General features: G+C 62.8%; 17 protein-coding genes and 2 pseudogenes. 8 read left to right on the top strand and 11 right to left on the bottom strand.

Annotated elements, in window-relative coordinates:
* Positions 1-336: 336 nt before the first annotated feature.
* A pseudogene (locus QRN25_RS26230) lies at positions 337-1,794 on the bottom strand (AAA family ATPase); the annotation flags it as partial.
* A 254-nt stretch (positions 1,795-2,048) separates the two neighbouring features.
* Between QRN25_RS26230 and QRN25_RS26235 the strand changes: the two are divergent.
* Positions 2,049-2,268: pseudogene (locus QRN25_RS26235) on the top strand (chloride channel protein); the annotation flags it as partial.
* 160 nt (positions 2,269-2,428) lie between these two features.
* On the opposite strand, the gene QRN25_RS26240 reads toward QRN25_RS26235, so the two are convergent.
* Genes QRN25_RS26240 through ectA form a run of 9 tightly spaced genes read right to left on the bottom strand, consistent with a single transcriptional unit; the run spans position 2,429 to position 11,772 of the window.
* A complete protein-coding gene (locus tag QRN25_RS26240; protein WP_285022471.1) occupies positions 2,429-3,259 on the bottom strand; it encodes a hypothetical protein in 831 nt (276 codons plus the stop codon).
* Positions 3,252-4,556 (bottom strand): mechanosensitive ion channel family protein, encoded by a 1,305-nt coding sequence (locus tag QRN25_RS26245; RefSeq protein ID WP_285022472.1) that lies wholly within the window; start codon positions 4,554-4,556, stop codon positions 3,252-3,254. Before QRN25_RS26245 ends, QRN25_RS26240 begins: the two co-directional genes overlap by 8 nt.
* A 22-nt stretch (positions 4,557-4,578) precedes the next feature.
* Complete coding sequence (locus tag QRN25_RS26250; RefSeq protein ID WP_285022473.1) at positions 4,579-5,862, bottom strand: MFS transporter; 1,284 nt, start codon at positions 5,860-5,862, stop codon at positions 4,579-4,581.
* The gene (locus QRN25_RS26255) at positions 5,859-7,100 is read right to left on the bottom strand and encodes an MFS transporter (RefSeq protein WP_285022475.1); all 1,242 of its coding nucleotides are present in this window, start codon (positions 7,098-7,100) and stop codon (positions 5,859-5,861) included. Before QRN25_RS26255 ends, QRN25_RS26250 begins: the two co-directional genes overlap by 4 nt.
* Positions 7,101-7,120: 20 nt before the next feature.
* Positions 7,121-8,563, bottom strand: a complete 1,443-nt coding sequence (locus QRN25_RS26260; protein WP_285022477.1) for an aspartate kinase — start codon at positions 8,561-8,563, stop codon at positions 7,121-7,123.
* Positions 8,560-9,474, bottom strand: a complete 915-nt coding sequence (gene thpD, locus QRN25_RS26265) for an ectoine hydroxylase (protein WP_285022479.1) — start codon at positions 9,472-9,474, stop codon at positions 8,560-8,562. Before thpD ends, QRN25_RS26260 begins: the two co-directional genes overlap by 4 nt.
* 18 nt (positions 9,475-9,492) lie before the next feature.
* Positions 9,493-9,897, bottom strand: a complete 405-nt coding sequence (locus QRN25_RS26270) for an ectoine synthase (RefSeq protein ID WP_285022481.1) — start codon at positions 9,895-9,897, stop codon at positions 9,493-9,495.
* Between the two features lie 31 nt (positions 9,898-9,928).
* Positions 9,929-11,248, bottom strand: coding sequence for a diaminobutyrate--2-oxoglutarate transaminase (gene ectB / locus QRN25_RS26275; RefSeq protein WP_285022483.1), 1,320 nt, complete (start codon positions 11,246-11,248; stop codon positions 9,929-9,931).
* 17 nt (positions 11,249-11,265) lie between these two features.
* Entirely contained in the window at positions 11,266-11,772 is a 507-nt protein-coding gene (gene ectA / locus QRN25_RS26280; RefSeq protein ID WP_285022485.1) for a diaminobutyrate acetyltransferase, read from the bottom strand.
* Between the two features lie 266 nt (positions 11,773-12,038).
* On the opposite strand from ectA, the gene QRN25_RS26285 reads away from it, so the two are divergent.
* The 5 genes from QRN25_RS26285 (at position 12,039) to QRN25_RS26305 (ending at position 18,674) form a co-directional block, all read left to right on the top strand.
* The gene (locus tag QRN25_RS26285) at positions 12,039-12,494 is read left to right on the top strand and encodes a MarR family winged helix-turn-helix transcriptional regulator (RefSeq protein ID WP_285022486.1); all 456 of its coding nucleotides are present in this window, start codon (positions 12,039-12,041) and stop codon (positions 12,492-12,494) included.
* Positions 12,495-12,676: 182 nt separating this feature from the next.
* Entirely contained in the window at positions 12,677-13,237 is a 561-nt protein-coding gene (locus QRN25_RS26290) for a PAS domain-containing protein (protein ID WP_285022487.1), read from the top strand.
* Positions 13,234-16,656 (top strand): CheR family methyltransferase, encoded by a 3,423-nt coding sequence (locus QRN25_RS26295; protein WP_285022490.1) that lies wholly within the window; start codon positions 13,234-13,236, stop codon positions 16,654-16,656. Before QRN25_RS26290 ends, QRN25_RS26295 begins: the two co-directional genes overlap by 4 nt.
* Positions 16,653-17,012, top strand: coding sequence for a response regulator (locus tag QRN25_RS26300; protein ID WP_285022493.1), 360 nt, complete (start codon positions 16,653-16,655; stop codon positions 17,010-17,012). The genes QRN25_RS26295 and QRN25_RS26300 overlap by 4 nt, the downstream gene beginning before the upstream one ends.
* Positions 17,013-18,380: 1,368 nt before the next feature.
* Positions 18,381-18,674: a DUF1488 family protein gene (locus QRN25_RS26305; RefSeq protein WP_285022495.1), complete on the top strand. Its 294-nt coding sequence runs from the start codon at positions 18,381-18,383 to the stop codon at positions 18,672-18,674.
* Between the two features lie 509 nt (positions 18,675-19,183).
* Here QRN25_RS26305 and QRN25_RS26310 read toward each other — a convergent pair.
* Complete coding sequence (locus QRN25_RS26310; RefSeq protein WP_285022497.1) at positions 19,184-19,387, bottom strand: hypothetical protein; 204 nt, start codon at positions 19,385-19,387, stop codon at positions 19,184-19,186.
* A gap of 1,404 nt (positions 19,388-20,791) precedes the next feature.
* Here QRN25_RS26310 and tnpA point away from each other — a divergent pair.
* Positions 20,792-21,244, top strand: coding sequence for an IS66-like element accessory protein TnpA (tnpA, locus tag QRN25_RS26315; protein WP_285022499.1), 453 nt, complete (start codon positions 20,792-20,794; stop codon positions 21,242-21,244).
* A complete protein-coding gene (tnpB, locus tag QRN25_RS26320; RefSeq protein ID WP_036531038.1) occupies positions 21,228-21,581 on the top strand; it encodes an IS66 family insertion sequence element accessory protein TnpB in 354 nt (117 codons plus the stop codon). The genes tnpA and tnpB overlap by 17 nt, the downstream gene beginning before the upstream one ends.
* The last annotated feature ends 151 nt before the right edge of the window (positions 21,582-21,732 follow it).

Below are 21,732 nucleotides of genomic sequence, written 5' to 3' on the forward strand. Positions count from 1 at the left end.
AATCACATTCTCATCCTGATTGACGCGCGATCATCATCCAATTTGTCGCGCTACACCACGAGGGCCGATAGCTTGGGGACCCACAAACTGTTCACCTGCAGGGGGCCGAGGTCGTGCGTCCTGTTCGTATTTGCAATTTCCGCGCCAATCCATCCGGCCTCCTGATCACGAAGGCCCCAGAGAGTTCTCTCCAGCCATGCGCGACCCGCAGCGGCCTGCCTGATGCAATACCCCACCCGAGCTTCGTGCTCAGTCGAGGGCCCAGAACCAGCATGAGCCGTATTAATGTGGGCTAGAGCCACCAGCGCTAGCGCAACAGAGAAAAACGGCTTTCGATCAGCGATCATAGCCACCCCCGCGCTCACGCGAGGCCACGTGCTGCGTCTCAGCCGTTGTCCGTGGAGTTTCTACGTCTGTGTTCCCGAGTGCGGCATGCTGATGCCCCTGCTCGAGCAGTGATACGAGCCAGCGATCAAGAAAACCTGCGGCGGTCTGCGCTCGCTGTGCGATACGGCCAGCCAAGCCACCTTGCTGGGTCAATTCAGTCTGCCGATCCTGCGTTGTGAGCAGGCCTCTGCGTCCTTCCCGCTCCGATTGCTGTTCTTCACGTAATCGGTCCCAACGTTCGCTGTGAAGTTCGGATCGCCCCTTTACGCTATCTCGCTCGATCCTACCCAAGCCCTGTAGAGACGACGTCTTTTCACCGGTACGCAGTTTCAATTTCTCAGCAAGCCGTTCGCGATTTTCAGTCCAGAGCTTTACGCTGAACCTCGCGCGAGTAATGGCGGTGTAGTAATTTTGCCCCGTAACCAGGGGCGAGTTCACCGGTGCGAGAACATATACGCGATCGTAGGTTTTCGATTGCGCCGAGTAGACCGTTTCCCCGTAGCCATGGTCCCAGTTCTTGTGCAGCGAAAGGTCGAGCTCCTGGCTTCTGCCATCTCGGTCCCATCGAATGGACGCGCTGGTCCCGTCTAGTCGCTCGACGGTCCCACGTTCGGCGTTCTTGATATCCAGGTCTCGATTGACCAAACGCCACTGAATACGATCGCCGACCGCGAGATCGCGCTTTTCTTCCCGGAATACGTTGATCTGGGACGCGCGGCCCAATCGCGGATCCCACTCAATCCTGCGGCCATGTTCGTCCACCAGATTGACAGTCTGGCGTCCGCGCGCATCTCGTCCTACCCCGATTACTTTGTATTCGGCGTCACGTGCGACACCAAGCCCGGCGTTGTCTCGAGAGAAAGTGACAACCAGTCCAGTAGAATAGAAGCGCGCGAAGTGCTTTTCTTGGTCGGTCATGCCGGAAGGCGACAGGATCGAGAGGCGCGTCTCCTCAGCCGCAATAGCCCCTTCTGTTTTCAGCGCTTCACGGACCTTGGTGTTGACGATCAGTCGCGTCGCATTCTCCAGAACGAGGATGTTCGTCTTTGCGCGGCCTTCCGGCCCCAGACGCGTCCAATCCGCGACCAATGCGCCTGCAAGCTTCTCACTGCTTTCCCCGGTTGATACCTGATCCAAAGAGGCGAACGAACCATCGTAGTTCTGCAAACGTGCCAATCGGACAGCTCGCGTCATCCGATCCGTCTCCTGCCTGACCGGCTCCCTTAACTCGGCCTTGGGGAGGCCGAGGCGCTGCATCAGCCAGAAAGGCTTGCCTTGTTCGATCGCCCCCGTCTGCCGGGTGTCCCCGAGCAGAAGCAGGCGTGCGCCGGTTGCTCGGCTGATTTCAAGCAGCCGAATGGCCTGGCGATTCCCAAGCTGACCAGCCTCGTCGACGACCAGGACATACCCAGGTCATCGAGCGATGAGCTTCGCAGTTTCACATCCTGGAAAGCTGCTGTTCATTACACGCGGCGTTCGATGCAAGACTGGTGTCGGCGCGAGCGCTCTCTCTTGCAGTGGTGATGGAACGACTTGAGTTGGTCGGGAGTCATAGTCTCTCTGACGGCAGCTTTCCTAGCAACCCGGCTCCTGACCGGACAGTCGCCTATCGGCCCAATTTCTTCGACGGTTCTGACGTAAACGGTCCATCAGCTACGCGCCCGTCGCTGTCGATCGGCGCGGGCATTGGCGACCTTCTGCGCACGGTCTTCCCGGATTACTCGCCCGGCGCCATCGTTCTGCTGGGCATGGTCGCCTACTTCACCGGCGTGTTGTGAGCTCCGCTCACTGCGGTCATCATCATCTCGGAGACGACGGCGAGCCGAGATGATGATGCCGCTGGTAGCCTCGGCCGACGATGCGCCCATTACCCCCTCGTGATTAACTCGCCCAACGATCGCACGGCTCCACCAAAACGGTATAGCGCGACATGCTCCAGCCGTTCATGGATGGCGCCATCAGGCGGAGCCGGCGCCGATTGAAAACCCGTCATTCTTGCCCCGTCCCCATAACCTTCAAACTGTGGGTAGAATAAATTTCGTCATCGCGTACGGTTGCAGGTGCCGAGCGACGAGACGACCATGCGATAGTCGTTCAGCGCCTGTTCCTGCTTTGCGCTGCTGCGCGATACGTTCGCGGGTGCGGGCGGATAGGCGGGAAGGAAGCAGGCCAGGCTATACCATGCCAGGCTGTCTTGCCGCGGGGGCGCTTCAGTTGCGGCAGCCACCTGCGAAAAGGACACGCCCCAGCTCGGCGCCATGCCCGGCTGATGGCGTACCGTGATAGCCACGCCTCTCCCGCCCTTGGTGTCGAGGAAGATCTGTGTTTGCCCCTGTCCAGCAAGATTGCCCGGCACAAACATCAGTTCCCGTACCCGTGTGACGGGTAACGGCGCGCCGGGCGCCACCAATTCACTCAAGATGGACCGCAAGCGGGCTTCCTGGAGCGGCGTCCACAAGATTTGCGCCGTTGGATCGACGAGCTTGATGTCACTGGCCTTGTCGGGCACGCGCCAGGCGAAGAGCAGCACTTCGCGGCCGGAAAGCTCAGGACGGTCCTGCGGCAGATCGACAAGGTAGCGCAGCGAAGGACCGATGCCCTGGCGTCCGTAAATCAGGGCCTCGGTTTGCGCTTGCGCGTAGAAGCGATCGTGCAGCGCGGTCGGATTACGGACCTGGGCGGGATCGAGGCGCGATATCGTCTGGACCCGCGCTTTGATGACCATGCCTGCGCGCTTGGACAGTTCCACCAGGTCCGGGTAGCTCGGACCGGCCGGCTGCGCCGCTGTCTGTGCATGTGCGGGCGCGACCGAAACGAGCGCAGCAGCCGCAAGTGAACTGGCGCAAAGGGCTTTGATCGAAAAGTCAGGCATGGACTATATCTTTCTTCTGGACTGCATCGTCATGCCGCCCGATCATCGGCACATCTGAGCCATGCGTGATGAGGCCCGCAAGGTCCAGACCTGTCGGCCTCTGGAATAGGCGCAGCCCGAATTCCGGCATGATCGCGATGAGATGGTCGAAGATGTCGGCCTGAATGTCCTCGTACCTCGCCCAGACGGTCGTGGATGCGAACGCATAGATCTGCAGGGGCAAGCCATGCTCGCCGGGTTCCAGTTGCCGGACTAGCATGGTCTTGTCCTTGGCCATGTCTGAACGGCTGCGCAGATAGGCGAGGACATAGGCGCGAAAGGTCCCGATGTTGGTGAGCTGGGGAGCATTAAGAACTTCGCTGGCGGCATGATGACGATTCCAGTCTGACACCTCTCGCTGACGATCATCGAGATAACCTCGAAGCACGGCGAAGCGCGACAATCGTGCAAGGTCCTGGTCGCCAAGGAAGCGCACACTGTTCTGATCGATCATCAGCGAACGCATGATCCGTCTCCCGCCGGACTCCGCCATACCGCGCCAGTAGCGGAAGCTGTCCGTGATCAGGCGGTGCGTGGGTATGGTGGTGATCGTCTTGTCGAAGTTCTGCACTTTCACGGTATGAAGCGCGATATCGATGACGTCGCCATTGGCGTCGAGTTTGGGCATCTCGATCCAGTCTCCCACCCGGATCATGTCGTTGGACGTGATCTGGACGGAAGCCACCAGCGACAGGATCGTGTCCTTGAAGACCAGCATGAGCACCGCCGCCATCGCGCCCAGCCCCGACAGCAGCAGCAAGGGAGACTGATCCATGAGCGCCGCGATCACCAGGATCGCGGTTGCGCCATAGACGAGCAGCTTGGCCACTTGGACATAGCCTTTGATCGGCCGGTTGCGCGCTTCCGGGCGTCGCTGGTACAACTCGTTGGCCAGCGTCAGAATGCCTGTCAGGGCGAGCGCGAGACTGACGATGATGATCGCCGCGCAAAAGCTATGGACGACGCCGGGCAGCGCCAGCGGCAGCCCCGGTAGGGTGCCGATGCCGCCCTGCACGATCAGGGCGGGCAGGATTTTCGAAAGGCGCGAGACGATCGCACCGATGCGGTCCGCGCCGACCTCAAACGGGGTGCGCCTGATCAGCCGCATCATTGCGTTCAGGACGATCCGCCTGGCTATCCAGTTGGCGAGCCACGCTGAACCCGCAAGCACGACAATCCCGAGCACTGTGCGCGCCCATGGTTCTTGCGCCCACGCCCCCGCAAATCGGGCAAGGGCGGTAGTGGCATCGATCGGCAAAGAAAGTCCCCCAAAGTTGTTGTCAGGCGGCCCGCAGCGGCTGTCGGGCGGTTTCGTCGGTGAATCGCAATGCCGCGAGGCCCACCACGCAGGCGGCGATCATCACGTAGGCGGGCATCAGCGGATCGCCGGTCCGGTCTATCAGCCAGGCGTTGACCGCAGGTGCAGTCCCGCCGAACAGCGAGGTCGACAGGTTGTAGGCGATTGCAAAGCCCGCAAAGCGCACGGGCGTCGGGAAGAAGGCCGGGAACGTTGCCGAGATCGTCGCAAGTTGCGGGACGTAGAGCATTCCCAGAAGCGCATAGCCGATTACCGCACTCACCGGGCCTGCATCCATCACATGATAAAGCGGGACCACCGCCAGCATGAGCCCGATCAGCGAGGCCATCCACATGGGTTTCCTGCCGATCCGATCGGAGAGAGCCCCCGCGAAAGGCAAGAGTACCATCATGAACAGCATTCCCGCCAGCGGCACTGCCAGCGCGGCGTCGGTAGAGAGGCCGAGGCGCCGCTCGAAGTACGTCGGCATGTAGCTGAGCAGCGTATAGTTCACGACGTTGAGCGCGATGACGAGGCCGCCCATGGCCAGCAGCGGGCGACGGTGGCGGGTCAGCAGGTCGCGCAAGGGAGATCCGGCGCCGCGATGCACCTGTTGCTCCACCTCCCGGAAAAGCGGGGTCTCTTCCATGCGCGAACGCAAGTAGACGCCCACGAGACCGAGCGGCCCGGCCAGCAGAAACGGCAGACGCCAAGCCCACTCGCGCATCGCTGTGTCACCCAACACCAGCGAGAACCCGAGCATAAGCATTGCGCCTGCACAGAAGCCTGCCAGCGTGCCGACTTCGAGAAAGCTGCCGTAGAAGCCGCGCTTCGCATCGGGCGCATATTCAGCCATGAAGATCGCCGCGCCGCCGTACTCGCCGCCCGTCGAAAATCCCTGCACCATGCGCAGGATCACCAGCAATGCGGGTGCCCACATGCCGATCGCGGCGTAGGACGGGATGAGGCCGACCAGAACCGTCGCGCCTGCCATCATCACGATCGTCACCCCCAGCACTGCCTTGCGCCCGTAGCGATCTCCCAATGGTCCCCAGAAGAACCCTCCGAGCGGACGGATCAGGAACGAGATCGCGAACGTCGCCAGCGCGAACAGCGTCGCTTCGCCCGTGTCCCCGGGGAAAAGCGCTGCGGAGATATACGTCACGCCATATGCGTAGATGCCGTAGTCGAACCATTCGGTGGCGTTGCCGATAGCCGAGGCGGCGATTGCGCGGTGCAGGACGGAGGGCGGGGTCGGTTCGGTCATGAAGATGTGCTTTCGTCGGCGGCGTCTGGCGTGGCCGACATTTCGATTGAAAGGGGCGTGGTTCGCGGCAGAACGACGTAGGTTTCCTGAAGATGGGTCGGCACCGGCTCGGAACGGGCCTGCCGCCACAAGCCGAAGGCGAGCGCCGTGCCTGCACAGGCTGCGACGAACAGGAACAGTCCCGAAGTTCCCAGAAAAGTCATCGCGATAGCCGCCATCGAAGGCCCGATCGCGGCGCCGAGCGAGTAGAGAAGCACCAGCCCCCCACTGGCCGCTATCCGCTGATCCGAGGTCAAGTGATCGTTGGTGTGAGCGACACACAAAGGGTACAAAGCGAAACTCAAGCCGCCAAACAAGGCACCGAACGCCATCAGCGGCAGGGTGCCGCTCGTCAGCGCGATCGCGAGGCTGGCAATTAGCGTTCCGGCAAAACCCATCACGATCACCTTGCGCCGGTCCATGCGGTCCGACAGGCGCCCCAGAGGCCACTGCAGCGCGACGCCGCCCATGATGACCACGCTCATGAACAGAGCCGTCGCAGACAGGTCCAGCCCGGATCGCCGCGCATAGACCGCGCCCATCGCGTAGAACGCTCCGAGCATCACGCCCGTCAGAAGCGCGCCGACAATGCCGAGAGGAGAGACCACATAGAGTTCGCGGAAACGCAGTGACGCGCCTTCACTCGGCGCGGGGGCGGCAATGCGGGTCAGCACAACAGGTACGGCGGCAAGCGAGATCAGGATCGAGCCCGCCAGCAGCGGCAGGGTCGAGCCGCCACCGCCGAGGTTCAGCGTGAACTGCCCGATCGCCTGCCCGCCGTAGAGCGCAATCATGTAACCCGCGAGGACGCTGCCTCGTCCGGCTCCTTCGGCCCGCTCGCCCAGCCAGCTTTCGAGGCAGACGTAGATACCTGCAAGGCACAGGCCGTCGGCAAAGCGCAGCGCGCCCCATAACAGCACATCGCGGTGGATCGCGTAGGCCAGCGTACTGGCGCTCAGAACCGCGACGAAAGCGGCGAAGGCGCGGATATGGCCGATCCGGCGCAGCAATGCGGGTGCGCGCAGCGATCCGGCGACCAGCCCTGCAAAATAGGCGGTGCCGACCAGCCCGATGGCCAGCGTGCCACTTCCCGCGCGCTCGAGACGCACGCTGACGAGCGTGTTCATGAACCCGCCGCCCGCCATCAGGATGAAGATGGCCAGCAGCAGGCTGCGCACGGGAAGGATGGCGTTCAGCATCGACGAAGTGGAACCGGGCGTCAGGCCGCCGCGCGTTCCTGGGACGCCGTCGCGCCTGCAACCAGCACCTTGTGCAGCACACGCACGGCCGGGTCGAAGTCCTCGACGCCGACGATGAACTGCACGTCCACGTTGCGGATCTGGTGCTGCATCGCGATCATGCCGATGCCCGCTTCCGCCAGCGCCATGAGCGCGCGCGGGACGAGACCCGGCTCGCCCAGATCGCTGCCGATCACCGAGACCATCGCCACCGGCTGCACCGTCACCGCCGCGCCCGGCCACTTCGCCTCGATGTCCGCCACGATCGCAGCCATCTGTGCGGTGTCGGTGCCCGACAGGTAGTGGGTGATGGTGTTGGCGTTGGAACTCTTGCTGACGATCCAGGCGCAGTGCCGGGTCAGGGTGTCGAGGATCGCGGCGTCGTAGCCCTTCTCCCCCACCATGTCCTGCTCGAACACCTGCAGCGCCTGCACCGAGGACAGGCCGGTAACGATCTCCACGCGCGGCGCTTCGGAAACGTAGTCGCCGCAGATCAGCGTGCCGCCGTCGTGCCGGTCAAAAGTGTTGCGCACGCGCAGCGGAATGTTCGACTGGCGCAGGCCGCGCCCTGCACGCGGATGGATTGCCTCCATGCCCAGATTGGCGAGCTGGTCCGCCACGTCGTAGTTGGTTCGCCCGATCTTGCGCGCCACCGCCTCGCCGACAAGGCGCGGGTCGGCGCTGGAGAGGTGGAACTCCTTGTGGATGATCGCCTCGCGCGCCTGCGTCAGCACAGCGATGCGCGAGAACGTCATCTCCGAATAGCCGCGCGCATAGCGGCGCACCATGCCGCCCTCGCACCCGGCATAGCCGGTGACGATCGGCATCTGCGTTGCAAGATCGATCGTACCCAGCGCTTCCTCGATCCGCGCATCGAGGCTGCGCATGTCCTCGTGGTTCCACAAGGTCAGGTCGATGAAGACCGCGTTCACGCCCCGGTCGCGCAGCATCAGCGCGGTCGAGTGCGCCGAATGCGCCTCGCCCAGACCCGCCAGCATCTCGCGCACGGTGGTCATCTGCTCCTTGAGGCAGAAGCGGCCATGCGCGCGCAGCCGATCGAGATCGTCGAGGCAGGTTTCCAGCGCGGCGATGCGCTTTGCCACGAAGGCGTCGGCTTCCTCGCAGCTCTCCGCACGCGCGAACATCTCGGCATTGCGCGCCCACATCGCGCCCATCACGTCCGCCAGCGCCGAGCGCCAGGCGCCGGGCACCTCGTTGCGGATGAAATGCGCGTGGACGCCGGGCTGGCCCGACTTCTTGTGCTCCAGCAGCAGGTCGGTCATCCCGGCATAGGCCGAGACGACGAAGATGCGGTTGTAGAGGTCCGCACCCTCGCGCCCGGCGACGAGCACGTTGTCGAACACGGTCGAGGTGGCGGCCATCGAAGTGCCGCCGATCTTTTCCACGGAATGCGTTCCGTTCATGCGGGTGCTCCTTCGAGGCTTCCGGATACCGGCGTCACCGACTTCACATCGCGCGCGGCTATGAAGTCCGGACGCGGGGTAGTAGCGGCGAAGGGCGCCTCTAGCCGGTTGCTCACCGCGTTGTAGACGAGGAAGGCATTCGCGCGCGGGAACGGGGTAATGTTGCCGTTGGAACCGTGCATCGTGTTGCAGTCGAACACGATCACCGTTCCCGGCTTGCCCGTCGGCGCGACGATGCCCTGACGGTGCGCCAGTTCGGCCAGCGTGTCCTCGTCGGGCACGCCGTATTCCTGCTTGCGCAAGGACGCCTTGTAGTGGTCGTCCGGCGTTTCGCCGACGCAGGCGATGAAGACGTGCTGCGACCCGGGGATCACCATCAACGGGCCGTTGTTGGGCGTGTTCTCCGCCAGCAGCACCGACATCGACAGCGCACGCATGCGCGGCATGCCGTCCTCGGCGTGCCAGGTCTCGAAGTCGGAGTGCCAGTAGAACTCCTTACCCTTGAACCCCGGCTTGTAGTTGAGGCGGGACTGGTGGACGTAGACCTCGTCGTCGAGCAGATAGCTGGCGACGCCCGCCAGCCGTTCATCGGCGGCGAGCCGGGCCATTGTGGCGCTCTGCTCGTGAATCTCGAAGATCGAGCGGATCTCGCGGCTGCCGGGTTCGACGATCACCGTCTCGTCCTTCAAGCCCTTGGGATCGCCGAGAAGGCGCCCGGTTTCCGCCTGGAGCGCGGCCATCTCCGCTTCGGAGAACACGTCCTCCAGCACGAGATAGCCGTCGCGATCGAACTGGGCGATCTGCTCTGCGGTAAGCGGCGCGCCCGGCTGCCATCCGCGGCGGGCGACGGGTTCGCTGCGCGGGAGCAACTGGGGTTCGGCCGCGCTGCGGGTGGGATAGTGGTCGTGCATCAAGTGCCCCCTTTCTCCTCAGTCTGCGAGCGCGGGTTCGCTGGTGTCGGCGGGGTAGGCACCGTTCTCGTCATGGACCTCGCGCCCCGTCACCGGCGGGTTGAAGACGCAGGCGCACACGATGTCCTGCACCGGGCGCACGATGTGCCTGTCGTTGGCGTTGAGCGCATACATCACGCCCGGCCTCAACTCGTGCGTCAGGCCGGTGCCGAGATCCTCGATGGTCCCCTCGCCCTGCATCACCAGCACCGCTTCGAGATGGTTCTGGTAATGCATGTGCAGTTCCTCACCCGCGAACATCGTGGTGACGTGGAACGAGAAGCCCATCTTGTCGTCCTTGAGCAGCAGGCGGTCGGAGTGCCAGCCATTGGATTCGACGTGACGGTCAGACTTGCGGATGTCGTTGAGATTGCGAACGATCATGTGGGTATTCCTTTGAATTTGGAGGGAGTGTTCAGGCGGCCACGCCAATTTTCGGCAGCGCCCGCCTCACCGGGGCGATCGCCGCGGCGACGGCCTCTTCCAGAATGTCGAGCCCGGCTTCGAGGACGGCATCCTCGATGGTCAGCGGAGCGAGCACCTTGACGATCTCGTCATGCGCGCCGCTGGTCTCGATGATCAGGCCCTCGTCGAAGCAGGCCGACGTGATCCGCGATGCGACCTCGCCGCTGCCGACGTTGATGCCGCGCATCATGCCGCGACCGCGCGTGGTCAGGCCGTGCCGCTCGGCCATGCGCTCAAGCCGCCGTTCGAGGATGCCGCCGCGCCGCGCCACCGCGTCGATGAAGGCCGGGTCGGCCCAGAACTCGCGCAGCGCCGCGGTGGCGGTGACGAAGGCGTGGTTGTTGCCGCGGAACGTACCGTTGTGTTCGCCGGGGCTCCAGACATCGAGGTCGGGGCGCATGAGCGTCAGCGCGAAAGGCAGGCCCATGCCCGAGAGCGACTTCGCCAGCGTGACGATATCGGGCGTGAAGCCCATGTTCTCGAAGCTGAAAAAGCCGCCGGTGCGGCCGCAGCCGGCCTGGATGTCGTCAACGATCATCAGCGCGCCGTGCTTCTTCGCCAGCGCCGCGATACGCCGCAGCCACGCAGGGCTTGCAGCATTGAGCCCCCCTTCGCCCTGGACTGTCTCGACCAGGAAGGCAGCCGGGGCATCGAGGCCGCTGGAAGGGTCGGAAAGACGCTGTTCGAGCAGGTCGGCGGTGTCCACCTCACTCCCGTAATAGCCGTCGAACGGCTCATGGCTGACGTGGCTGAGCGGTACGCCCGCGCCGCCGCGCTTGCCCGCATTGCCGGTGCAGGCGAGCGCGCCCAGCGTCATACCGTGGAAGCCGTTGGTGAAGGCGACCACCAGCTCGCGGCCCGTGACCTTGCGCGCCAGCTTGATCGCGGCTTCCACCGCGTTGGTGCCGGTCGGCCCGGTGAACATCGCGCGATAGTCGAGCCCGCGGGGTTCCAGGATTACCTCCTCGAACGTGCGCAGGAATGCGGCCTTGGCGTCGGTGTGCAGGTCGAGCGCATGGGTCACGCCGTCATTGGCGATATAGTCCATCAGCGCCGCCTTGAGCACCGGATGGTTGTGACCGTAATTCAGCGAGGAGCAGCCCGACAGGAAATCGAGATAACGCCCGCCCTCGTTGTCGTGCAGCCACGGTCCTTGCGCCTTGCCGAACTGGCGCGGCATCGCACGCGAATAGCTGCGCACCCTGGATTCGCGGCGGTCATAGATCTTCGTATCCGGCGCGGTGGCGCTCGGCATGGGGGTCTTGGTCATTTCGGGAGTTCCCCTGTTCAGGTATGGACGGACGGCAGAGGCGCGATGGTCGCCTGCCATTCCGTATCGTGTGCCCCCGCGAAGTGCGCGGCGCGCTCGAAGCGCTTGGATTTCGAGAGGCTTGCGCCGTGCCGGCGCGCGAAGGCGCCGAACAGCGCCCAGGAGGCCGGATTGGCCTCGGTAATCGTGGTGGTCAGCGTGGTCGCGCCCTGTACCGCGGGCAGCGAGACCAGTTCATCCAGCATGCGCCCTGCAAGCCCTTCGCCCCGCGCGGAAGCCGCGACCGCGACCTGCCACACGAAGATACGCTCCGGATGCGAAGGCGGACGGTAAGCGGAAATCCACCCGACGACCGCGCCTTCACGCTCCGCGAGCACGCAGGTGTCGGCGAAATCGCTGCACTGAAGCAGATTGCAGTAGGCCGAGTTGGGATCGAGCGGCTCGGACGCCGCGATCAGCGCAGTGACGGCAGGCCCGTCTTCGGCAGTGGGCCGGCGCAGGACCGGCGAGGTAGTCTTACACATCGGAATTGTGCCCTCGGGATTCGTCCCGAAGGCGGCTTTACTCATGACTTCATCAAAGATTACTTCACCCTCCGAAGCACATTGGCGTGCTTGGCATTTGCCTCATTATGACTGCTGCTGCGCGATAACATACGGATCGTGCGGTGCATTGCAACCATGTGTCGCGAGATATGTTCCCTTGATGCGCGTCTTTGAAATGCAATATTTCGGATTTGGAAGTATCTTGCGGCTTGGCGCAAAGCCGCAGGAAAGCTAGCTGTCGGGGCATGGACAGCGATCTCACGCCAGCAGCACTTTCGGCCCTGAGAAAAATTCTCGACGCCGCCGATCTGGAAAATCGGAGGATGGCCGCGGCAACCGGATTGACCCCGTCGCAGGCCCTGGTCTTGCGACAGATCGGATCCGGACAAAGCGTGACACCCAGCGCTGTCGCAGCCGCGCTTCGGTTCGGACAGGCGACGATAACCAACATCGTCGACAAGCTGGTTGCAGCCGGTCTCGTCACTCGCTCTCGCAGCGAGAACGACAAGCGCCAAATCCTCGTCCAGGCGACCGAAGAAGGCCTTAAGCGGCTAAACAGCATGCCGTTTCCGTTGCAGATGCGCTTTGGGCGGGGATTCGAGAGATTGCCGCGCTGGGAACAGGCCATGATCCTCGCCATGCTCGAACGGATCGGGGCTCTGATTTCAGAAGACAGCGGTTCGGGCCAGGATACGGCGTAGCGCCTAACACCCCGAACATTCGCGACCTAAAGGTCGTTTCCCAAGCTCACGTGCCCAATAGGCAATTCCCCCCTCGGCTCGACCTTCGGCAACAGATGGTGCACAGAGCCGTTGCAGTCTTGCCCACATGGCCGGTACGAACGGCCCCCCTCAGCTCTTACCCGATGGCCGGGAGTAACGACTTGACCGATCTGACTATTCCCGACGAACTGCGCACCTTCTTCGAGAACTCTCCGGTCGCCCTGGCCCTGGGCAGTCCGGACGCGGACAATCCACTGATCCTGGTGAACGGCCGCTTTGCGGACCTGACGGGCTATTCGCAGAAAGACCTTGCAGGTCGCAATTGCCGCATCCTGCAGGGGGCGGCAGAAGATCATGAAGCCCGAGCGAGACTGCGCGCTTTCCTGGGCGACGATGCTGCGGCCAATGTGCGCACCCCGATCCTCAACTTTCGCAAGGACGGAACGCCTTTCGTGAACCTCCTTTACATGTCGAGGCTGCGCACCCTTTCCGGGAGGACGCGCTACATTTTCGCGTCGCAGTTCGATGTCAGCCGCGCCCAGCCCGATCGGCTCAGGGCATATGACAGCGACCTTGGCCTGACGCTGACCCGCCTCAGCCCGGTGGCCGCCGAGAGCGGCATCATCGTCGAGGGCACCTTGACCACGATCGCGAATTCGGCCGCGACGATCGCCCAGGCGAGGCTGACCCTCGCCGATCTAGACGACGGCGCGATCCTTTGAGCGGCGACGAACGTGCATCTGGCGTCCCGATCGTCGGGATCGGCGCATCGGCGGGCGGGCTGGAGGCCCTGCGCGAGATGCTCTCGGTGGCCCGGCTGCCTACGGAAATGGCATTTGTGGTCGTCCAGCATCTCGACCCCAACTACGAGAGCATGCTGGCGCAGTTGCTGGACCGGGCTAGCCCGCTCGACGTGCTCCAGTGCGAGGGCGGCGAAGAAGTTCTGGCAGACCGCGTCTACATCATACCTCCCGGCCGCGGTCTCGCACTGCAGGACGGCAAGCTCCAGCTTACCGATTTCGCCCAGCCGCGCGGACTTCGCCGCCCGATCGACGATTTCTTCATCTCGCTCGCCGCCGAAAAGCAGACCGATGCCGCCTGCGTGATCCTCTCCGGCACGGGGGCCGACGGATCGACGGGATTGCGTGCCATCAAGGAACATGGCGGGGTCTGCGTCGTCCAGACACCGGAAACCGCGCGGTATGACGGGATGCCCGTATCCGCGGTCGGAACCGGCCTCGTGGACTACGTCAAGCAGCCGTCGGAGATCCTCGATTGCCTGAGCGCGTTCTTCGCCCGGCGCCGAGGCGAGCCCCACAAACGCGAAGCCGAACTTGTCGCCGATCATGTCGATGACCTGTGCGCCACCTTGCGCAAGGCCGTTGGCCATGATTTCTCGGGCTACAAGCGCTCGACGCTGGTGCGGCGCGTCGAGCGGCGCATGCACGTGCTGAACATCGATTCGGCCAGCGGCTATTTGCAGCGCGTGCAATCGGATTCAGGCGAATGCGAGGCGCTGTTCCGCGACCTGCTGATCAATGTCACGCGGTTCTTCCGCGATCCCGAGATGTTCGACGCGCTGCGCGAAAAGGTGATCGAGCCGCTGCTGCGCGACCGTCCCAGCGACGACGACATCAGGGTCTGGATCCCGGGCTGTTCCAGCGGGGAGGAGGCGTACAGCATCGCCATGCTCTTCGCCGAGACGGCACGGCGCATGAATTTCGCCAACCCGGTGCAGATCTTCGCCTCCGACATCGACGAGCAGATGCTGCAGATCGCGCGGGAAGGAATTTATCCCGCCTCCGCGCTGGCCGATATCCCTTCGCCCATGCGCGAGCGGTGGACGACGCCGCATGGGGAGAAATTCGCAATCTCGAACCAGATTCGCGACCTTATCCGGTTTTCCAACCACTCGGTTGTAAAGGATCCCCCGTTCTCGCGGATCGACCTTGTTTCCTGCCGCAACCTTCTGATCTACTTCGACGATCGCCTGCAGCAATCGGTGATGCCGATCCTGCATTACGCGATCCGGGAGGGCGGGTACCTGTTTCTCGGCCCCTCGGAAAGCATCGGCCGTTTCGACCATCTGTTCCCGGCTCTGGATCATCACGCCCGCATCTTCGAGCGCGCCCCCGGCACCCCCCGGTACCCGATCGACCTGCCGGGCGGAGAGCATGGCCTTCAGCGTCGCCGCGAGGACAACAGCGATCGGGACGTCCGGCGCAAGCCGTCCGATGCCGGCATAGCCGTCCAGCGCCTGGTCGATCGCTATGCGCCGCCCGCCATGGTGCTCAATCAGGACGGCGCGGTACTTGCCGCCTATGGCAAGCTGAGTCGCTATTTCGATTTCCCGGTAACCCGCACGGGCGGCTCCAGCGCGATCTCGCTGGCCAAGCCGGGCCTGCGCGATGTGCTCGGCCCACTCGTGCGCCAAGCCCGCGATGCCCGCAAGAAGGTGGTGGCGCGCGAGGTGGAGGTGCGTTCGGATTACGGCATCCAGCCGGTCGAGGCGATCTGCGAGCCGTTGCCCGACAATTCGCTGTTGCTGATCCTGCGCGATCGCGGCCCCTTCCAGCCGTTCGACGGGCCGGACTTTACCGAGATCGAAAGCGGCGACGATCACATGGAGGCGCTGGAAGAGGAACTGCGCCTCACCCGCCACAAGCTGCGCACCGCGGTCGAGGAACTGGAGACCGCGAACGAGGAGTTGAAAAGCTCCAACGAAGAAATGATGTCGATGAACGAGGAGCTGCAGTCCACCAACGAGGAACTGTCCACCGTCAACGACGAGCTGAAAAGCAAGGTTGACCAGCTTACCGTCGCGAACGCCGACTTGCGCAACTTCTTCGAGTCCACCGAACTGGCGGTGATCGTGCTCGACGGGCAGCTTCGCATCCGCAGTTTTACCGAAGCGGCGACTGCCATTTTCCCGTTGCAGCAGACCGATCGGGGGCGTCTGCTGGCTGACGTCGCAACGCGCCTGGACGACAGCACCTACCTTGACGACGCGCGGCGCGTGGCGGGCAGCGGCGAGCCTCTCCATCGCCGGGTTCGCACGCGCGACGGCGGCCGAACCCTGTCGCTGCGCGTTCTGCCGTATCGGACCCAGCACGGGACGATCGATGGCGCCACTCTTGTATTGAGCGACATCACCGTCGCCCTGCTGATGGAAGATGATCTGGCCGCCGAGCGCGAGAGGCTCGATCTGGCCGTGAAGACCGGCGGGATCGGGGTCTGGGAGTATCGTCCGGATGAAGACGACGTGATCCTCGACACCACGAGCCGCAGCCAGCTTTCGTTGCCCGCAAAGGGCTCAGTGAGTCTCGGCGATGTGCTGGCGAAGGTTCACCCCGATGATCGCGCCTTGCTTGAAGACGGCATCGCTCATGCCCTTTACAGCGATCAGGACATGGAAATCGCTTTTCGCGTGTGCGAAGCGGAGGATGCTGCCGCCGCCTGCCGTCAGCTCAAGGCCTACGGCCGGCTCATCGGCTCGCGCCCACGCCGCCTGGTGGGGGCAACGATCGACCTGACGGCGGAATACGCCGTAGCCGAGACACGCGGCCTCATGCTGCGCGAAATGAACCACAGGGTGAAGAACCTGTTCGCAGTGGTCAGCGGCATGATCGCGGTTGCCGGTCGGTCTCACAACGACGTGCGCAGCTATGGCGCGGATCTGCGCGAACGCATTGCGGCGCTGGGCCGGGCGCACTCCCTGGCGTCGCCTTCGGGCGAAGAGCAGCAGACATTCTCGCTTCGGACCCTCATCGAGACGACGACCGCCGCCTATGCTGGGCAATCCGCGATTCTGATCGAAGGTCCGCAGATCGACATCGATCGCAACAGCCTTTCTCCTCTTGCCCTTATCCTGCACGAATGGACAACCAATGCCGCAAAGTATGGTGTCCTGGGACCGCGCGCGGGAACCCTCCGCGTGCGCTGGGCGTTGAGCGCCGACGGAATTGACTTGCTCTGGGACGAAGACGGTGATGACACGATTGATGCGGGCGATGGATCGGGCTTCGGGACATTGCTCGTCACCACTTCTGTCCGTCAGCTTGGTGCCCGGATTTCCCGCGACCTGCGTGATGGCCACTTTGCCCTTCGACTGTGGCTGCCTGGCGGTGTGATGGTTCGATGACCGATACCGTACTGATCGTCGAGGACGAGTTGTTCGTCGTGCTCGATCTCGAAGACCTGATCGCCGAAGAGGGTTTCGCTGTCTCCGCACATTGCGGCACGGTTGCCGCCACCATGATTGCGATCGAGCGTCAGCGACCGGTCTGCGCGATCCTCGACGTCCGCCTCCCTGACGGAGAAGTCTTCCCGGCGGCGGATCGCATGCGGGAGATGAACGTCCCGCTCATTTTCCATTCCGGCCACGCTAACGAGAATGCCCTGCGCACTCGCTATCCGGATGCGCAGATTTGCCCAAAGCCCAGTTCTCCTTCTCATCTGCGCGCGGCATTAAAGAAGGCCACCGGCAGAACAGTCTGATCCGGACAGTCGCCTCTCGGGCATTCCTTCTCGTGCGCAGACTCTACATCAAAATGAGCGTTCTCTCAGCGGGTAGGTCAAAAGCAACGATCTTGGCGCCCGCCATCTGTCCAAGCTGGCCGAACTGGCAGTGGGTTGAGATTGCTGAGACGGGCCCGATCGTCCATGAGCTTGATCGACTGGCGCAGCGACGGCCAGCAGGCCCAGAGCATCAGGATGGTGTCGCCGCGCCCGAACTGCGCGACCTGCCGTTGCGTAAGGTCTTCCCACATCATGGTATCGTACTGCGCCTGCGGAAACTTGCCTTCACTAGCGGCCGATCACGTCTGTAATCGCGTCGCCGGCTCAGCGATGAGTACGTCGTAGCTGAGCGGAGTTACACCAGCGAAGGGCCATTCGACGTCGCTCATCGTACGCTTGCCTCGTTCCATGCGTCTGAGCTGAATGCACGAGCCTCGGCTCGGAACCGTTTGGCTTGTTCGGAATTCTGAGGTCCGGAAATGGCGGATAAGCCATTCAAATTCATAGTGTTATAACGCGATAGAAACGGCCAAATGAACATCGATCACCCGTCCCGCTTTGCTCGATCGAGCCAGATCAGCACCTCTCCCAACGAGGCTGTCGATCCCGTCGCCTCCGCATTGCCGGCCGACTGGGCACGTCGCGTTATGCGAGCCTATCGAGCGTCCATGGCTAACGTTCACCGTCAGGTTGCACCACTGCGCAACTGACGGATGGGGACGACGCGAGGAGCGGCTGCCCCTTCCTGCTTCTCCGGCATGACGCCGTTACGCTTCGGATAGGCTTTTCGGGTGCGCGAAGCGCGCTGCCGGTTACATGGCGGCCTCCTTTTTTAGCCCGGAACCGTACGGAATGCTCGTGCGTATTCTGATAAATCGCAGCGTGAACAGGTAGATAATTGCAGGTGCGACTTTGGCTATCTCGACTAACCCTGCCGCCATGCCCGGAACTATCGAATCGCGATTGACTCGGTTGGAGCGTGCGGCCCTCCGCTTTGAAGGAGCCCACTTCGCTCAGCACGACTTGATTGCCCGAGGCCTTGCCCGTTTGCCAGAAGCCGATTTCCGAGCCGCGATGGACGATCTTGCTACGCATGCGAACGAAATGGAAGCAGACTTCGGCCCTGACCGAATAGCGGGATACAGGGAGGAATTGTCCTCAATTGAGGAGGAGGTGGCTCACCTCCGCCCGACAAGTCGCCTTAGACAGATGTTCAAGCGGGGATGAACGCGGTCTACATTCGTCATTGCTCGTGACGATCGGCGTTGCGCCTACGCCGCGATGAGGCGTAATGATGGCACCACGCTCAGGTATTGGCCCAGCGAAATAATCATAAGAGAGTCGCTAATGGGCACCATTGAGTTTGCCCATGCTGATCGCGAGTGGAGCGGCGCGTGCCAGAGCGTCCGGTTCCATGGGCTGCATGGAATGGATAGGATCGAGTTCCGGGTGACGGCACTCGCATTGCAATCGGTTTGCGGCATAGACGCCCCGCCATCCGAAGAAATCGCGGAGGTTGTCTTCGACGAATACGCGGCGGCCATTTTCATCGCGGCTGGACGCGTTTTCGAACGCGACGCTCATCGGTCCAATTATGAATTGAAGGATGACGATCTCGCCGACTTCATCCGATTCGGATGAGGCCAAAAGCTGCTCTCGATGATGATGGTCGTCATGCTGCTTCTCCGAACAGGTCCATCCGCTCCGGCTCAATGTGGTCGGGCAACAAAGCGTCCCGCTGGATGCCATCGCCGCTGCAGGACCGGGATGGGTCTGGCTGCGCGCGCGGGCGCGATCCTGCCCATGGCGGCCCCATCCGGAATGGCGATGAACAGCGCTCCGCGACTTGTGCTCCGCCGTGCCGGGGCGGCGACGTCAGCCGGTTGGTCGCCCGCGGCTTTGGCAGATCCACCAGTTCCAGCCCAAGCCCCTTGAAGAATGGATCGCCAAACCACCAAGGCTGGAGAACTGCACGTTGCGGCGTCGTGTCAGGCGGATCGCATGCTTGTGCATGATGCGGTTCCTGGGGCGAGCACCGTTCGCCGGGGGGCAGCGTGAAGCTGAGGGCGATGGAACTGCGGATCCGCTCGCTGATCTGAAATGCTCGCGGCAATCCGCTGGGCCGCGGAGCGTCACGCAGCCCAATCGGATTAATGGCGGGTGTGGCGCCGGTAGATTCGCCAATCTGCGCCGACCATTGGCTCGCAAGAGAAAGCGTACTTGCCATCTTCGAAGACATCGACCTCGCCCAAGGCCTTGTCTTCAATGATGCCAAAAGTAACCTCAGGGTCCGGCGTCTCGAATTCAACAAGAGCGCGCGCGGGATCGATCGGAAGGATCGTATACAAGGTCATGAGAATGCTCCGTCGCGGAAGGCGGGAGCACGATTAATCGATGTCTCTCAGCCATCAGCATGCCGACTCGGTGCCGATGATGGCTGCATCATATCACGGTTCCAAGATACACGCGGGTAATTCGTGATCTCAACTCGGCACCATGGGGTGACCGCCGGGCGGGCGCGGCGGCATCCTCCAACCGTCGGGCCCGTACCCGCTGTCAGGCTCAGCTTTCGAAATCTTCAGGGGCCGCGGGCGCTAAGCAGTTCATCGCAGTTGGGCTAGTTCCTTTTCCCCAAACAAAGATAGATGGGGAATCGATCGATGGGTAATAGGTTTCACTTTCTATCAGCGGTGGAGCCGCTTTACTCGGCCAAGGCACGTAGCCTTCCATGCACTTGATCATGCGCAACTCATGGCCGCTTTCCCAAATCACGCTCATCCCGTGACAAGGCCCCTCATGGAGTCGGACGGTTTTGCGAAACACGATCATCTCCTCTGATTGCGTTTTGAGACAGATTTCAACACGTTGTGGTCGCCGTCGTTCCCGTGCTGCGATTACCGGAATTCAGAGAGGGCAGCGTCGTCCATCGCTTCCCATATGATCCCCGCATCTTCTGATGCCGTCTGATGCAACTGAAGGCCCATTTGTCTTCGACCACCCGAACAGCAATGGGGTCGTCTCCGCCCTGGCTTCCCAGCCGCCACTGCCAGGACAGCGCCGGACCGGTATGGTGATGGGCTTCGTTACCCGCATGCCCGCGGTCAAGGCCCGGCTGAAGTGCAAGGCCTGAGGTAGGGGTGACGTACAAGCTCCCCGGCGCAGCGTGACCGGCATGGGTGGTGGCCCCCTCACCCTTCCTTCGGTTTAAGGTTTGAACCGCCTTGCCCTCGACATCGTAGAGGATGCGCGGCACCGCGGGGAGCACGCCCCAATCAAGTTGGGGCCGGAGGTCCGCCTGGCGCAAGACGACCTGATGATGACAAGGGCAGCAACAGGCTTCGAGGTCACCCGATTCTGGGCGGCCTGCCCCAGCCACCTTACGATGCCTGCACCGGGCGGGGTTTCAGGGAGATGAACCTGAACTATCCGGTGCAAGCATGAAAGGAGAACGCCGAGAAGCGCGGGTGACCGCTATTGTCATGATGCGGTGCAGCGAAATCGTGTACGCCGCACATGCGACCCGAAGGGCTTTATAGCCCTTGCAATCAACTGGCCCGGCACTCGCAAGAGGTCCGGGCCTCATTGCGGTTCACGATATCGCCCATATTCCAAGGGCGATCACCACCCAAAGCGCGGTATTGATGCCGACGATCCAAAACAACCCGTTCACTTTTTTGAGGTAAGCGCGAAATTCCGCGCACCTGTTCGGTTGAGTGACGCGGTGTGAAGGATGTGTCCACCAAGGAAGAGGTGGACACATGGAGATGGCACCGGTGGGCTCCTATGGGCTCGAGGTTGTAAGGGTGACGATTAACGGCCGGCGCTATTATGGTCGGGCGGGAAAGGCACGGTTGATCGAGGCGTGCCTCGAGCCGGGCATATCGGTGGCGAGGCTTGCGCTGGAGCATGGTGTCAACGCCAACCAACTGCGCAAATGGGTCAGGAAGTATCAGGAGCGGCAGAGTGCGAACGGGCAGCGGAGCACGGGGCAGTTGCCGGATCCGTCGGCGTTTATCCGGGTGGAGACGTCTCCGGCGCCTGCGGAGCGACACACTGGTGGGATCGCGCCCCGGTCTGCGGGATTGGTACCGTCAGCGCGGCTGCAGGCGTCGATGCCAAATGGCGTATCGCTGACGCTGGAGGGGTGTGACGCGCAGTTGCTGGTGGTGATGATCGATGCGCTGGGGCATTGCCATGTTCCGGCTCGCTGAAGATCTGCGCGTCTATCTCCACCGGGATCCGATCGACTTTCGCTGTGGGATCAACAGCCTTGCGATCCTGGTCGAGCAGTCGATGGGCCTCAATCCGTTCGAGCGCGCGGCGTTTGCCTTTTGCAACCGGCGCCGGACCCGGATGAAGCTGCTGTTCTTTGACCGGTCGGGCTTTGTGTTGGTGCTCAAGGCGTTGACGGAGGACAAGTTCCGATGGCCCAGACGAGCGGAAACGGTGGTTGCGCTCACCGCGGAGCAATTGCGATGGCTGCTCGACGGGATCGATATTGACGCGATGGTCCCTCATCCGGTGCGGCAATATCAGTTTGTCGGTTGAAGGCCGTTGACGCGGGAACGGGCTTTCGATTCAAGACTGCGATGGATCGAGGCGGCATCCCCACTATTGCGGAATTGATGGCGCTTCTGGCGACGAAAGGGTCGTGTCCCGCGGGGTGGTGTAGGAAGGTTTCCCTGAGAGGGTGGCCACC

The sequence above is a fragment of the Novosphingobium sp. fls2-241-R2A-195 genome (genome assembly GCF_030209485.1).
GTDB lineage: Bacteria > Pseudomonadota > Alphaproteobacteria > Sphingomonadales > Sphingomonadaceae > Novosphingobium > Novosphingobium resinovorum.

Coding starts and splice junctions, on each gene's coding strand:
- QRN25_RS26285 (WP_285022486.1), top strand. CDS start 12,039: ATGGACAGCGATCTCACGCCAGCAGCACTTTCGGCCCTGAGAAAAATT.
- QRN25_RS26255 (WP_285022475.1), bottom strand. CDS start 7,100: ATGCTGAACGCCATCCTTCCCGTGCGCAGCCTGCTGCTGGCCATCTTC.
- QRN25_RS26310 (WP_285022497.1), bottom strand. CDS start 19,387: ATGACCTTGTATACGATCCTTCCGATCGATCCCGCGCGCGCTCTTGTT.
- QRN25_RS26300 (WP_285022493.1), top strand. CDS start 16,653: ATGACCGATACCGTACTGATCGTCGAGGACGAGTTGTTCGTCGTGCTC.
- tnpB (WP_036531038.1), top strand. CDS start 21,228: ATGTTCCGGCTCGCTGAAGATCTGCGCGTCTATCTCCACCGGGATCCG.
- ectA (WP_285022485.1), bottom strand. CDS start 11,772: ATGTGTAAGACTACCTCGCCGGTCCTGCGCCGGCCCACTGCCGAAGAC.
- QRN25_RS26305 (WP_285022495.1), top strand. CDS start 18,381: ATGGGCACCATTGAGTTTGCCCATGCTGATCGCGAGTGGAGCGGCGCG.
- QRN25_RS26250 (WP_285022473.1), bottom strand. CDS start 5,862: ATGACCGAACCGACCCCGCCCTCCGTCCTGCACCGCGCAATCGCCGCC.
- QRN25_RS26240 (WP_285022471.1), bottom strand. CDS start 3,259: ATGCCTGACTTTTCGATCAAAGCCCTTTGCGCCAGTTCACTTGCGGCT.
- QRN25_RS26270 (WP_285022481.1), bottom strand. CDS start 9,897: ATGATCGTTCGCAATCTCAACGACATCCGCAAGTCTGACCGTCACGTC.
- QRN25_RS26260 (WP_285022477.1), bottom strand. CDS start 8,563: ATGAACGGAACGCATTCCGTGGAAAAGATCGGCGGCACTTCGATGGCC.
- ectB (WP_285022483.1), bottom strand. CDS start 11,248: ATGACCAAGACCCCCATGCCGAGCGCCACCGCGCCGGATACGAAGATC.
- thpD (WP_285022479.1), bottom strand. CDS start 9,474: ATGCACGACCACTATCCCACCCGCAGCGCGGCCGAACCCCAGTTGCTC.
- tnpA (WP_285022499.1), top strand. CDS start 20,792: ATGGAGATGGCACCGGTGGGCTCCTATGGGCTCGAGGTTGTAAGGGTG.